General features: G+C 34.5%; 16 protein-coding genes. All 16 read right to left on the reverse strand.

All coding sequences use genetic code 11. The features are described from left to right. Nucleotides 1–252: 252 nt before the first annotated feature. On the reverse strand, nucleotides 253–516 hold the full coding sequence (gene veg / locus CD128_RS04380) for a biofilm formation stimulator Veg (protein ID WP_002449940.1): 264 nt from the start codon (nucleotides 514–516) through the stop codon (nucleotides 253–255). A gap of 99 nt (nucleotides 517–615) precedes the next feature. Continuing rightward, nucleotides 616–1,506, reverse strand: a complete 891-nt coding sequence (rsmA, locus tag CD128_RS04385; RefSeq protein ID WP_103328848.1) for a 16S rRNA (adenine(1518)-N(6)/adenine(1519)-N(6))-dimethyltransferase RsmA — start codon at nucleotides 1,504–1,506, stop codon at nucleotides 616–618. Nucleotides 1,507–1,509: 3 nt separating this feature from the next. After that, a complete protein-coding gene (gene rnmV, locus CD128_RS04390; RefSeq protein WP_103328849.1) occupies nucleotides 1,510–2,058 on the reverse strand; it encodes a ribonuclease M5 in 549 nt (182 codons plus the stop codon). 146 nt (nucleotides 2,059–2,204) lie between these two features. Further along, nucleotides 2,205–2,978 (reverse strand): TatD family hydrolase, encoded by a 774-nt coding sequence (locus CD128_RS04395; RefSeq protein WP_103298607.1) that lies wholly within the window; start codon nucleotides 2,976–2,978, stop codon nucleotides 2,205–2,207. An 83-nt stretch (nucleotides 2,979–3,061) separates the two neighbouring features. Continuing rightward, nucleotides 3,062–5,038, reverse strand: a complete 1,977-nt coding sequence (gene metG, locus CD128_RS04400) for a methionine--tRNA ligase (RefSeq protein ID WP_103328850.1) — start codon at nucleotides 5,036–5,038, stop codon at nucleotides 3,062–3,064. 235 nt (nucleotides 5,039–5,273) lie between these two features. Next, nucleotides 5,274–6,113: a 16S rRNA (cytidine(1402)-2'-O)-methyltransferase gene (gene rsmI / locus CD128_RS04405; RefSeq protein ID WP_103328851.1), complete on the reverse strand. Its 840-nt coding sequence runs from the start codon at nucleotides 6,111–6,113 to the stop codon at nucleotides 5,274–5,276. Further along, nucleotides 6,076–6,363, reverse strand: a complete 288-nt coding sequence (locus CD128_RS04410; RefSeq protein ID WP_103328852.1) for a GIY-YIG nuclease family protein — start codon at nucleotides 6,361–6,363, stop codon at nucleotides 6,076–6,078. Before CD128_RS04410 ends, rsmI begins: the two co-directional genes overlap by 38 nt. Then, the gene (locus tag CD128_RS04415) at nucleotides 6,356–7,081 is read right to left on the reverse strand and encodes a tRNA1(Val) (adenine(37)-N6)-methyltransferase (RefSeq protein WP_103328853.1); all 726 of its coding nucleotides are present in this window, start codon (nucleotides 7,079–7,081) and stop codon (nucleotides 6,356–6,358) included. Before CD128_RS04415 ends, CD128_RS04410 begins: the two co-directional genes overlap by 8 nt. Before the next feature lie 124 nt (nucleotides 7,082–7,205). Further along, complete coding sequence (gene yabA / locus CD128_RS04420) at nucleotides 7,206–7,604, reverse strand: DNA replication initiation control protein YabA (RefSeq protein ID WP_103328854.1); 399 nt, start codon at nucleotides 7,602–7,604, stop codon at nucleotides 7,206–7,208. 16 nt (nucleotides 7,605–7,620) lie between these two features. Continuing rightward, the gene (locus CD128_RS04425) at nucleotides 7,621–8,424 is read right to left on the reverse strand and encodes a PSP1 domain-containing protein (protein WP_103328855.1); all 804 of its coding nucleotides are present in this window, start codon (nucleotides 8,422–8,424) and stop codon (nucleotides 7,621–7,623) included. Between the two features lies 1 nt (nucleotide 8,425). Next, on the reverse strand, nucleotides 8,426–9,352 hold the full coding sequence (locus tag CD128_RS04430) for a DNA polymerase III subunit delta' C-terminal domain-containing protein (protein WP_103298600.1): 927 nt from the start codon (nucleotides 9,350–9,352) through the stop codon (nucleotides 8,426–8,428). Nucleotides 9,353–9,471: 119 nt separating this feature from the next. Next, nucleotides 9,472–9,801 (reverse strand): cyclic-di-AMP receptor, encoded by a 330-nt coding sequence (locus CD128_RS04435; protein WP_103298599.1) that lies wholly within the window; start codon nucleotides 9,799–9,801, stop codon nucleotides 9,472–9,474. A 28-nt stretch (nucleotides 9,802–9,829) separates the two neighbouring features. After that, complete coding sequence (gene tmk, locus CD128_RS04440) at nucleotides 9,830–10,447, reverse strand: dTMP kinase (protein ID WP_103328856.1); 618 nt, start codon at nucleotides 10,445–10,447, stop codon at nucleotides 9,830–9,832. A 1-nt stretch (nucleotide 10,448) separates the two neighbouring features. Continuing rightward, complete coding sequence (locus tag CD128_RS04445; protein ID WP_103328857.1) at nucleotides 10,449–11,786, reverse strand: aminotransferase class V-fold PLP-dependent enzyme; 1,338 nt, start codon at nucleotides 11,784–11,786, stop codon at nucleotides 10,449–10,451. Nucleotides 11,787–11,810: 24 nt separating this feature from the next. After that, nucleotides 11,811–12,344, reverse strand: coding sequence for a GNAT family N-acetyltransferase (locus tag CD128_RS04450; RefSeq protein ID WP_103328858.1), 534 nt, complete (start codon nucleotides 12,342–12,344; stop codon nucleotides 11,811–11,813). A 181-nt stretch (nucleotides 12,345–12,525) separates the two neighbouring features. Then, a partial coding sequence (locus CD128_RS04455) for an LPXTG cell wall anchor domain-containing protein (protein WP_231917256.1) occupies nucleotides 12,526–13,987 on the reverse strand: 1,462 nt, incomplete at its 5' end.

Below are 13,987 nucleotides of genomic sequence, written 5' to 3' on the forward strand. Positions count from 1 at the left end.
CCGTAAAATTATGTAAAATCTTAATGAAAGCTATTTTAAAATCTCTTAATATCCGTTTTCTACGATAAATAACAACATTAATATAAATATTATGTAAAAAAACATGTAAAAATAGTCTTTTATATTTTTATTCCTTTTTTAAAAGTGGCCATAATGAAAAAGAGCATTGAACTCAATTTAAGCCCAATACTCAATCATTTTTATTATAGAGTTTGCATAACATCGAACTACTCTATATTTATTATGTTCAAATTAGTGTGCAACTACTTCTTGGTGATTATCCTCTTCAAATGAAACTTGTACGTTCTCTGTAAGAACATCCGTATATGTATACGAAACTCTTTCAAAATTATGCTTATCTTGGTCTAATTCAACAATGAATACTGAAGGATATGTTTCTTTTAACACACCACAACGTTCAATTGTTTTTTTACGACCCCCGTTGGCTTTTAGTACAATACGATTTCCTAAATGACAATCAATAGAATTTTTGATGTCCAAAATTGATTTTGGCATATTGCTCCACCTCGCTACAAGTTACATAATACCACATTTTATAGCGATTTGTCAAATAAAATTTAAATTTTATCAGTGTAAAAGCACTTTGTCAACAATTTAATTTTCTAATTCTGGGAAATTTTTCTTTTCTTCATACAAACGTGCAAAATCTTGTATCGAAAGCGTTTCACCACGTCGTTTAGGATCAATCTCTGCTTGTTCAAGCCATTTTGAGATACTTTCTTTTAATTGTTTACCGTCTTTAAAAAAGTTTTGATAGTTATTATTGATAGTTTTACGTCGTTGTGCAAATGCTGCTTTAGCAAGTTTAAAGAATGCTTGTTCATCGTCTACCTGAACGAGTGGTGTTTCTCTTTGCATCAATTTCACCACGATAGAATCCACGTTTGGAGGTGGCATAAAGACGGATTTCGGCACAGTTAATACTTTGCTTGTTTCTGTGTAATATTGAGTAACGATAGATAATGAACCATACGCTTTTGTGCCCACTTCAGCATTTAAACGTTCGCCCACTTCTTTTTGCATCATTACGACATAACCATCAATAGGAATATCTTGTTGCATTAAATTCAACAAGATAGGTGTTGTAATGTAATATGGTAAATTAGCTACCACCATAATTTTGTCACAGTCATTTAAATGTGTTTCCACTGCTTTAGCTATATCTGCTTTTAAAATATCCTCATTAATAATGGTTACATTGTCATACGGCGCAAGTGTGTCTTTGAGTACAGGGATTAAGCGTTGATCGATTTCAAACGACATTACCTTTTTCGCATGTTTAGCCAATTGTTCTGTTAAGGATCCCATACCTGGTCCTACTTCAATTACACCGGTTGATTTATCGATTTGACTTGCATCAATAATTTTATGAATAATGTTTACATCTATTAAAAAGTTTTGTCCTAAACTTTTTTTGAAATTAAAACCGTATTGATTTAATAATTCTTTCGTTCGAGAAGGCGTTGCGATATCTTTTCTTTCCACCTTTTATTCACTCTCCTTATCCATTGATAAAGCTTCACGTACATCCCTTTCAGTATAGCCGAATGCATTAAGTTTTTTTAGTAATTGTTTGCCATTCGAATGTCCGATATGCAGTTTTTGACCTAATATTTCTCTTTTACGTCTCGCATCTTTGCCGATAATCAATCCTAAATCGATGAGCACACTTTTATCGATAGTTTCTTCTGCTTCTTCAAACGGTGAACTGACATGCATGAGCGCTTCTCTAATATCTTCAGGATGTGCATGTTCTATACCTATTTTCCCTCTTTTATTTTTAGCTTTTTCACGGTCAATATATGCATGTTTAACACCTTTAACATGTTCCGTGATAATATTTCTAATTTTATCTCCAGGAAAATCAGGATCCGTTAACACAATCACGCCACGAGTTTCTTGTGCATTTTGGATAACAGCTAGTGTTTCCTTATTAATTGCGCTCCCATTCGTTTCAATAGTGTCACATTCTACTGCTGACTTAACACGTTCCGTATCATCTCTACCTTCTACAACGATAAATTCATTTATCTTCATAATTGATTATCATTACCTTTCAAACTATTCGTTATTGTTTTAACTTTTCAAAAATAAAAAATGAGAAAGATGCTGGCATTTATATCGTAGTTTCCTCATAAAATGATACCACGACATCACTTGTTCAACATCTTTCTCACAGCAATTTATTGATTTAAATTAAATAATCGTTCTGCATTCTCAGTCGTTTGACGGCATACTTCTTCGTATGTCATATCACGTAATTCAGCAATTTGTTGAGCAACAAGTGTCACTCTTTCAGGTTCATTACGTTTACCTCTATAAGGATGTGGCGATAAATAAGGCGCATCTGTTTCTACAAGCAATCTATCCATCGGCACATGCTTAGCGACTTCTTTCGGTTGCTTAGCATTCTTGAATGTCACAGGACCGCCTAAAGATACATAGAAATTCAATTTATTAATGACGACATCTGCAATTTCAGGAGAACCGCTAAAGCTGTGCATAATGCCTCCAACTTCTTCGGCATGTTCTTCCATTAAAATATCTACACAGTCTTGAGTCGCTTCACGATTATGGATAATAATAGGTAATTTCACTCTTTTAGCGAGTGCAATTTGCTTTCTAAACACTTCTTTTTGAACATCGGCAGGCGATTTGTCCCAATGGTAATCAAGACCCATTTCACCAATACCAATAATTTTAGGATGCTGTGCTAATTGTTCAATCCACTCAAGGCGTTCTTCAGTGAAATCAATTGCATCAACTGGATGCCAACCGATAATACCATAAATAAAGTCATATTTATCGATTAATTCCATCGCACGTTCAATCGTAGGCGTATCAAATCCAACCACAAACATGCGATCTACACCTGCTTCTCTAGCGCGAGAAATAACTTCTTCTAAATCTTCATTATATTGCTCATCATTTAAGTGAACATGTGTATCGATTAACATTCTACCTCTCCTAACGTTCAAGGTCTGGACAAAAGTGATTATCTTTACATCCCAACCTCTTTATATTTTTCGACAAGCTGGTTCTATTTTACAATTGCGCCATTTGGAATCGCACTTGGTAAGCTCACTAAAGTTAAGACGCCATCTTTTTCAGCAGATAAAATCATGCCTTCAGATTTTTGACCCATTAATTTAGCTGGCTTCAAGTTAGTAACGACAGCTACTTTCTTACCGACGATGTCTTCTGGACGGTAGAATTTCGCAATACCTGAAACGATTTGACGTTGTTCATTACCTAAATCGATTTGAATTTTTAACAATTTATCAGATTTAGGGACATTTTCAGCGTCAGTAATCGTTGCTGCTTTAATTTCAACTTTATCGAAGTCTTTAATGTCGATTTGCGCTTTACCTGGTACCGCTTCTTCTTCAGTTGCTGCTGGTTGATCTGGTTGCATAGATTCTTTAATGTATGAAATTTCAGCTTCAGTGTCTAATCTTGGGAAGATAGGCGTTGGTTTTTCAGTAACCATAATTGGTTGTTTCAACGCACCATAGCTTTCAAGGCTAGCTAATTCGAATAATTCAGGATCATTAATATTTAATTGTTTAAAGATTTCTCTTGGTGCATTTGTTAAGAATGGACGTAATAACACCGCTGCGAAACGAATATTCTCAACTAAATGTGCCATTACATTGCCAAGCATATCTTTTTGGCTGTCATCTTTAGCTAATACCCATGGTGTTGTTTCATCAATGTATTTATTTGTACGGCTGATGAATTTCCAAACAGTTGATAAAGCAACTGAGAATTGGAAACTTTCCATGTTCTCATTGAAGTTTTTCACTGTTTCAAGTGCAAGTGCTTCCATATCTTCATCTAATTCATGTTTTGGACCTTCATAAGCTGGAAGTTCACCTTGGAAGTATTTATTAATCATAGAAATTGTACGGTTCACTAAGTTACCTAAGTCATTTGCTAAATCATAGTTTGTACGTTCTACAAAGGCTTCTGGTGTGAACACACCGTCTGAACCGAATGGTAATTCACGCATTAAATAGTAACGTGTAGCATCTAAACCATAACGATCAATTAAGACGTTAGGATCTACTACGTTACCTTTTGATTTACTCATTTTTCCGTCTTTCATTAAAATCCAACCATGCGCAAAGACTTTCTTAGGAAGCGGTAAATCTAAAGCCATTAATAAAATTGGCCAAATAATAGAGTGGAAACGTACAATTTCTTTCGCCATTAAATGTACATCTGCTGGCCAATATTTTTGGAATAATTCATCATCATCTGATAAATATCCCAACGCTGAGATGTAGTTAACTAATGCGTCAATCCATACATAAACAACGTGTTTAGGGTTAGAAGGCACACGCACGCCCCAATCAAATGATGTACGTGATACTGCTAAATCTTCTAAACCTGGTTTAATGAAGTTATTAATCATTTCATTCTTTCTTGAAGGTGGTTGAATGAAATCAGGATTTGCATCATAAAACTCTAATAAACGGTCTGTATATTTATTGATATTGAAGAAATAACTTTCCTCTTTAACTAACTCTACTTCATGGCCTGAATCAGGGCTTTTACCACCAACGATTTTGCCATCTTCATAAACAGGGTCTACAAGTTGTGACTCAGTGTAATATGTTTCGTCAGGGACTGAATACCAACCTTCATATTCACCAAGATAAATATCACCTTGTTTTAATAAACGTTCGAATACTTTTTCAACCACTAATTTATGGCGATCTTCAGTAGTTCTAATAAAATCGTCATTAGAAATTTCTAATTTGTTCCATAAACTTTTAATGCCATTAATCATTTCATCTAGATATTCTAATTCCGTTTTACCAGCTTTTTGCGCTTTTTCTTGGATTTTTTGACCATGTTCATCCGTACCTGTTAAATAACGCACGTCGTACCCTTGCATACGTTTATAACGCGCAATTACATCACCTGCAACCGTTGAATATGCGTGGCCAATATGTAAATTACCACTAGGATAATAAATAGGGGTTGTAATATAAAATGTTTCTTTCGCCATCAATGGTCCTCCTCTTCCTATACAACATTATTTATAATGTCATCTAAGCCCACTTTAAAGACTTATAAGTTAATGTTTTTCGTTACGTTTTAATTATAACGCATATATTAAATTTATTGTCGTATCTTATTAACATTACCACAAATTGATAACATTATGGAGTATTTCAAGCCTTTTTAAAGGGCTATTTTTTGAAAATGACTGTCTCTCTTGCCCTGACTTTCACACTACAAAGTTATTTAATTTCATGATAAATGTCATACACTTCGCCCGTCTTCATATGACGGTCTTCAGCTACTAACTTAATCGCTTTTTTAGGTTTCAAATTCTGTTCAGCAATATAATGGTCTACGTGTTCTTCAATAGATAACGTTTCAAACCACTGTTCAGTTTCAAGTGGCTTCGCACCTTCTATAAGAATGACAAATTCACCTTTTTGTGGAATCTCTTCTTTTTCAAAAGCAGCAAGTAACGTTTCCGCTTCTCGCATAACAATTTGTTCAAACTTCTTCGTTAACTCTCGTCCTACTGCTACGCGTCTTGAAGCATCTACTTTAATAATCGCTTTTAAAGTTTCTGTTACTCTAAATGGTGATTCATATATAATTAACGTGCTATCTTGATACATTCTTTCTTGTAGGACATCTATTTTTTCTTTTTCCTTACGAGGTAAAAAGCCTAAGAATGTGTACGTAAATGATGGTAGACCACTAGCCATAAGTGCTGTTAACCCTGCATTAGGGCCAGGCACCGTTTCCACTGAAATATCGTGTTGATGTGCTTCAACGACTAGTTCATAACCCGGATCACTTATTAATGGCAAGCCCGCATCTGACACTAAAGCAATATCATTTCCTTCATTCAATAAATTGATAAAATAAGCTGTTTGTTGTTCTTTATTATGCTCATGATACGATTTTAATGGCGCTTGAATATCATAATGATGACATAACTTTTTCGTTACTCTTGTATCTTCACATGCTATAAAATCTACATTTTTTAACGTTTCAATCGCTCGAAATGTAATATCACCTAAATTACCTATCGGCGTACCTACTAAATATAAAGTCACCATCTGCATTCTCCTCAATTAATTTTAATTTTTGTTGTCTTGTGAAGGTCTTTATTTCGTATTCTCTACGCATAGCTTCCGATTTCGAAGTGTACGTTTCTTGATAAACTAACTCTACCGGACGTCTTGTTTTAGTATATTTGGCCCCTTTTCCAGCATTATGAGTCGCTACACGTGCATTAACATCCTTTGCATACCCAGTATACAAACTATTATCTTTACATTTTACAATATAGACGTAATGGTTATCCATAATACACTTCTCTCATTTCTTCGCTATATTCCCCATCGCTATTATAAATATAAAAAGGTGGCGCAATTTCTAGGCCTGGTTTACCATTCATACGTCCTTCCACGACAATCGTCACTGCTGATTTGTTTATTTTACTATAAACAAACACTACTTTTTTAGGCTCAATACTAGCCTTGCGCATTTCAGTTAAGACGTCCATCAGTCTGTCCGCTCGATGTACCATCATTAAACGGCCACCTTGTTTTAATAAATGACGGGCAGCCAACATGCAATCTTCTAATGTACACATAATCTCATGACGCGCAATCTTATGCGCTTCTTTCTGATGTTGATTGCGCTGATTCTCTTTAAAATAAGGGGGATTACAAGTGACGAGTGTATATTGCGATGGTTTGAAATAGTGGTATACCTCTTTTAAATCCAAATGATGCATCTTCAAACGATAATCGAGTTGATTATACGCATAGCTACGACGCGCCATATCTACAAGTTTCTCCTGAATCTCCACACTTTCAATCATTTGTGCACCCTTCGCTGACAATAATAATGAAATCACGCCATTACCAGCACACAAATCTAAAATCTTGTCATTTTTTCTCACTTCAGTAAAATGCCCTAATAATAACGCATCCGTTGAAAAAGAAAACACATCATCATTTTGAATTATTTTTAAATCTTCTTTTATTAATTCATCCAATCTTTCTTGATCTTTCAGCATATATTTACTCCTAAAAAAGAGATGTCTTTACAACACACTATAAAATCAACTCGTGTTGAAATCCATCTCTGTCTATTAGAAACTGGCATAAACCACTTTATCCAGTATTAAAATTTATTCGTTGTTAACTATTTAACACATTCAAACATAGCAAGCAATCTTCACCTAATCGATGCTTACCAAATAATTCACCATTGCAAATATGGAAACCTTCACTATATAAAACAGCTAAATTATCTTTACTTGGTAATGGTTTTTTCACATTTTTAGTAGAACGTTTGTCTTCTTCATTTTCTCTTGAAGTTGTCGTGTTCTGAGTTGTAGGATAAACAGGTTTGTTCACTTCAGAATCTTGTTCACTTTTGGCCATTAATGTTTTTAAGTTATCATTTTCAACTTGTAGTGCAACATTCTCTTCTATAAGGTCAATCGTTAACGATTTAAGTTCAGTCATATCTTCATTTAAACGTGTTACATTACTTTCAAGTTGAATTATCTTTTCAAATAAGTCATTACGATTCAAACGTGACGCACCTTCCTTAATTTAAAGCTTTTAATTCTTCCATTTTATACTCTAGTGGTTGTTCAAGACCTTCAATTTTAACTTGCATTGAAATATCTAATATATTCAAACCAACCACACGACCTTGGCCTTCTGGCGTTTTTACTTGATCGCCCACATCTGGTAATTGCGCTCTTGCCTCTTCATAAAAATCATTTTCATATTTAAGGCAGCACATCAAACGTCCACACGCGCCAGAAATCTTAGTTGGGTTAAGGGATAAGTTTTGATCTTTCGCCATTTTAATAGACACTGGCTCAAAGTCCCCTAAAAATGTAGAACAACATAATGAGCGTCCACATGGACCTATGCCTCCAAGTAATTTAGCTTCATCACGCACGCCAATTTGTCTTAATTCGATACGTGTTTTTAAATTTTGTGCCAGAACTTTAACTAATTTTCGGAAGTCAATACGGTCATCTGCAGTAAAGTTGAATATCACTTTAGATTTATCTAGCGTATATTCACAATTCACTAAACGCATATCTAATTGTTGTTCTTTCACTAATTCTTTGCATAGTGTTAAAGCCTCATTAGCATCTGCTTCATTACGATAGTAAGTTTGGATATCTTCATCAGTTGCTACTCTTATAATTTCTTTTAAAGGTAATGTGACATCCCCTTCTTCCACCTCTTTAGATGGAAATTGCACATTACCAATTTCAATGCCTCGCTTAGATTCGACAACGACCCAATCGTCTTTCTGTAAGTCTAAATCTTTAGGCGCATAGTATTCCAATTTCCCGGCTTTTTGAAATTGTACACCTACGATGTTTGGCATTTTATCTCACACCTTTTATAACTATTTGTTCAAATACAAGCGTCGGATTAACATTTTGCATTAATTTTTTGTGTGCTTCTGTAATTTGATCATACATTAATATAATTTGATTAAATGTTAGTTGTTTTGCATATGATTCAATTTCTGCTTGCAAATCCGAATAAATATAATCATTTTTTGTCTCTACCTTAGCATGCATAATATCTTCAAAGAAAGCATTCACTGCGGCTAAAGTAAGTGTTTGTAGTTTTCGATTTTTCGCATTCTTTAATAAATCTATAATACCAATTAAGGCCATCGGTTGATTTGTAATTAATAATTCACACCAATGAACAATCACTTTCCTAAGCGCTATTAAATCGTGTTCTTCATTTAAATCTTTAGCAGTATCTAATTGTGTTGTATATGTACTTAACATTTCAGCTACTGCACGATTTATGTCATGTTCCACCAATCTATCTATAAAATGTTGCTTATCACTCGGTTTAAAATAAACGTGTTGGCAACGTGAATGAATAGTATCTAATATCTGTTCAGGTTTCGTAGACATTAAAATCGCCACGGTATTATCAGGTGGCTCCTCTAAAAATTTTAATATACTATTTTCCCCTTGAACAGTTAACTTTTCAAAATCTTCTATTATATAAACTTTGTACGTACCTTCAATTGGAAGTTGATTCATGCGATGCACAAGTTGCTCAATCTGTTCTTTTTTAATTGCATTTTCTTCTGAAGCTACATACATAAAATCCGGTTGATTGTAGTGATCTACTTTCAACTCGCATTGTTGGTCTCCATCACAAAGAATAAGTTTTGCAAATTCCATAGCTACGTGACGCATGGACTCGGCATCGTCGCCTTCGAATAAATACGCATGAGATAGTTTATTCGAACGGTACGCATTAGCTAGTTTGTGAAGTTCATCCATTTTGCATACCCCTTATTCATTTTACTTATATAAAAAGGCTGCCTATCACAGCAGCCGAATATTGTATCATCATCTAAGGTGTCATTAAATTCTTGTTTCTACATTAATTATCTTCATTATTAAAATCTGTGGAATGCTTCGACTGGCATTACAAATACTGTAGCGCCTCCAACTTCAACTTCCACTGGATAAGGTATGTACGAATCAGCACTACCACCCATTGGCGTCATTGGAGAGACAAGTTGATCTCTGTTACCACAAGTATTATCAATTACTGATAAAACATCGTCAACACGGTCATCATCTACACCACATAGGAATGTAGTATTTCCCGCTCTTAAGAAGCCACCAGTAGTTGCTAATTTTGTAGCTCTAAAGTTATGTTTTACGAGTTGGTCTGAAAGTTCTTGACTATCTTGATCTTGGACGATCGCTATAATCATTTTCATTATTAAAACACCTCTTCTAGATATTATATCATAATTTTTTCAAATAATTTAAAATAATCTCATATGTTTCTGTGACTACTGCTTCAATACTTTGCGTAGCATCGACTACTTTAAAACGATTTGGCGATTCATCAATCACTTGGTGATATCCTTCAATCACTTTTTCATGAAAAGCCATATCTTCTTTATCTAGTCGATTTTGATCACGCTGATTTTGTAATATTCTATTTCGTCCTACTTCCGGCGTAATATCAAGATAGATTGTGACATCTGGATAAAGACCATCTATCGCAAAATCATTTAACTTTTTCACTTCTTCAATACCTATACCCCGTGCGTAGCCTTGATAAGCAAGCGAACTATCAATATATCGATCACATAATACAATTTTATTATCACTTAATGCAGGCATGACTTTTTCCACTAAATGTTCTCTTCTTGAAGCAGCGAATAACATGGCTTCTGTGCGAATATCCATTTTATCCCCTTCAAGCACAACTTTACGAATCTCTTCCCCAGTGGGTACGCCACCAGGTTCTCTAGTTGCTATAATGTCATACTCTTGGGCTAATTTCTCAGCCACACGTTTAAGCACAGTCGTTTTACCTGAGCCCTCTGGTCCTTCAAATGTTATAAATGCAGACATGTTATTCATCCTTAACTAATATTTTATCGTTATTGATACCTTCAACTCTACCACCTTGTTGAAGATAATATCGCATCAATTTTATCATATTCTGGGTAATGCGTTCGCCTTTCAGGAAAATGGGTATCCCTGGAGGATACGGAATAATATGTTTCGCTAAAACTTTATTAATGGCTTGGTCTATATCAATCCATGTCACCGAGGTTATAGTGCGTGATATATATATCCCTTCATTAACAGGGAGAGGGAAGGCGTCGTCTACCGTCGTTAGTTTGGCTGGTAAGTCTATCGCTCTTATCCTCTCTAATAAGTCAGTGTATGGATAGGTATCTTGCTGATGCCATAATGGTAAAACAAGTAAAACTTGATATTCGTCAGCCAATTCAGGATAAATATGCTGTGCTTCAAACCATGTTTGTATTTCATGGCCCGAATAACCAGGATAACGAATAAGTACTTTTAGAGGGTCAGCCACTTTAATTACTTCAAATCCTGTTTTTTCTAAAGCTTGCAGTAGTAGGTTTCTTTTTTCAAAAAATAAAGTACTATCATAGTCTTTAAAAAACTGATGGGCTAATTCAATACTCGTCATTACTAAATAAGAAGGACTCGATGTTTGAAAGTACCCTAAATATCGAATGACTTCCTCTTTCATCGGTGCATCTTTATGAATATATAACACCGAACCCATCGTCAATGCAGGTAACGTTTTATGATAAGACTGCACCACATAATCAGCCCCTACTTCTAATGCTGATTTAGGAAAATGTGGCAAGTTAAAATGCGCGCCATGCGCTTCATCTACTAGTACCGGAATATCATGTTGATGCAACGTTGCCACTGTTTCTTTAATATCAAAACATTCACCGTAATAATTGGGGTATGTCAAAATAGCTAACTTTTGTTTGTCAAAATGAGCCTGAGTCAAATCAGGTGCGATATATTGATGACTAATATCGCTAATCCTCATTGGCATAATATCAGCATTTTGTTGAGTTAAATCAATCCCATGAAAAACAGATTTATGTACATTTCTACTTATTAGATAATTACCTTCATTAGAAGAAAATGCTTGAATCACAGATAAAATACCTGAAGTCGTCCCATTAACTAACATGTATGCCTCATAGTCTCGGTGTTTTTTAATAGAATGCATACTCTCTAAAATAATCTCTTCAGGATGATGTAAGTCATCTAAACCAGTGATTTCTGTCATGTCCATTTCAAATTTTAATTTATTAAGCTGTCCTATAGTCATATTCTTATGACCTGGCACATGTAGAGAAATTGCTTTATGGTCAATTAATTCATTCAATTTTTGAGTAATTGGCGTATTCAAGGTAGACACACTTTCTTAAAATAATTATCGAATATTGGATAAATCATTATCCCCTTGGCGTTTATCTATCCAGTTCGATTTTAATAATCCCATAACATAACAGTCTCTATATTCACCGCGTGTGTAAAAATGTTCTTGTAAATTACCTTCAACAATAAAATTATTACTTTTATAAATATGTACGGCTTTTTCATTTCTTACATCTACATATAAATAGACTTTATTCATATTTAATACTAAAAAAGCATAATCAATTGCCATCTTAAAAGCTTTTTTAGCATAACCTTTATTACTGTGTATGGGATCAATAATAATTTGAATTTCACAATTTCGATGTACAAAATTAATTTCTACTAATTCCACTACACCAAGTGAAATGTGATTATCTTCAATGATGAATCGGCGTTCTGACTCATCCAAAATATGCTTTTGATAAAGGTTCTCTAGTTCACTAAGCGATTGATACGGTTCTTCAAACCAATAGGCCATAATCGAATATTCATTATTTAAATGGTGCACAAATTTCAAATCAGTTTCTTCCAAAGTTCTAATTATCATTTTAAGCACTCCTTCGTTTAAAATTCTATGGAATTGCATCAAAAATGTAAATCAATAACTTAATTATTAATAAAGAAAAAACATACTTCAATAAAAAAGGAACCTGAGACATTATGGCGGTCTCAGATTCCTTTAACAATTAGTTATAAGTTTTTTTAAGTAAGCATGTATTTTATCAATGTTAATTCTTCTCAGCGTCTTCTTTTTTTCTTCTGAAGACAAATAATGAACCAATAGCTAATAAAATACTAGCTAATGCACTTGGGTTAGTATTGGCTTCCCCAGTTTTTGGTAATTCAACTTTATGTGGTTTTACCTCAGTGGATAAAGCTGTCTTAGGTTTTTGCGTAGTATGTGGTTTTAAAGGTTGTTTCTCTTTTTCCTTTGTAATTGTATGAACTTTTTTAGACTCATGTGATGTTTCATCTTTCACTTTTTCATACACATACGTTGTGATGCCATTATTTTCAATCACAATACCTGTATATCTCCATCCACCATCGATTAATAAGTAAGGCGGTTTTTTACCTTTTTCTACTGTTGTAATTTCATGTCCATTTTTATCGATGTAGCGCGTAACTTGGAGTTCTGGGATCTCCACTTGTGGCGGGTCATTCGGGATTTTTGATTGAATTCGGTCATATACGTAGGTTTTGATGCCATCTTTAGTTATGACTTTTCCTGTATATTGCCATTTATCTCCGATAATGCTTGGTGGTGGTACTATACCTTTTTCTGGATCTTTTACTACATTTCCGTCTGTATCTATATATGTTGTAATTTCTAATTCCGGAATTTCCACTTGTGGCGGGTCATTTGGTATTTGTGTTTGGATTCGGTCATATACATATGTTGTAATGCCATCTTTTGTTGTGACTTTTCCTGTATATTGCCATTTATCTCCGATAACGCTTGGTGGTGGTACTATACCTTTTTCTGGATCTTTTACTACATTTCCGTCTGTATCTATATATGTTGTAATTTCTAATTCCGGAATTTCCACTTGTGGCGGGTCATTCGGTATTTTTGATTGAATTCGGTCATATACGTAGGTTTTGATGCCATCTTTAGTTATGACTTTTCCTGTATATTGCCATTTATCTCCGATAACGCTTGGTGGTGGTACTATACCTTTTTCTGGATCTTTTACTACATTTCCATCTGTATCTATATATGTTGTAATTTCTAATTCCGGAATTTCCACTTGTGGCGGGTCATTCGGGATTTGGTTTTGGATTCGGTCATATACATAGGTTGTAATGCCATCTTTCGTTGTGACTTTTCCTGTATATTGCCATCTATCTCCGATAACACTTGGTGGCGGTACTATACCTTTTTCTGGATCTTTTACTACATTTCCATCTGTATTTATATATGTTGTAATTTCTAATTCCGGGATTTCCACTTGTGGTGGGTTATTTGGTATCTCTGTTTGAATACGTTCATACACATACGTTGTAATGCCATCTTCACTTGTAACTTTTCCTGTGTATTGCCATTTGTCTCCGATAATACCTGGCGGTTGGTGTGTGCCTTCTTCTGTGTCTTTAATTTGATTACCTTCGGTATCAACATATCGCGTCACTTGGAGTTCTGGTATTTCCACTTGTGGCGCTTCATTTGGGATTTCATGTTGAATTCGA

Origin of the sequence: Staphylococcus croceilyticus, assembly GCF_002902575.1 — a bacterium.
In the GTDB taxonomy this organism is placed as follows: Bacteria; Bacillota; Bacilli; order Staphylococcales; family Staphylococcaceae; genus Staphylococcus; species Staphylococcus croceilyticus.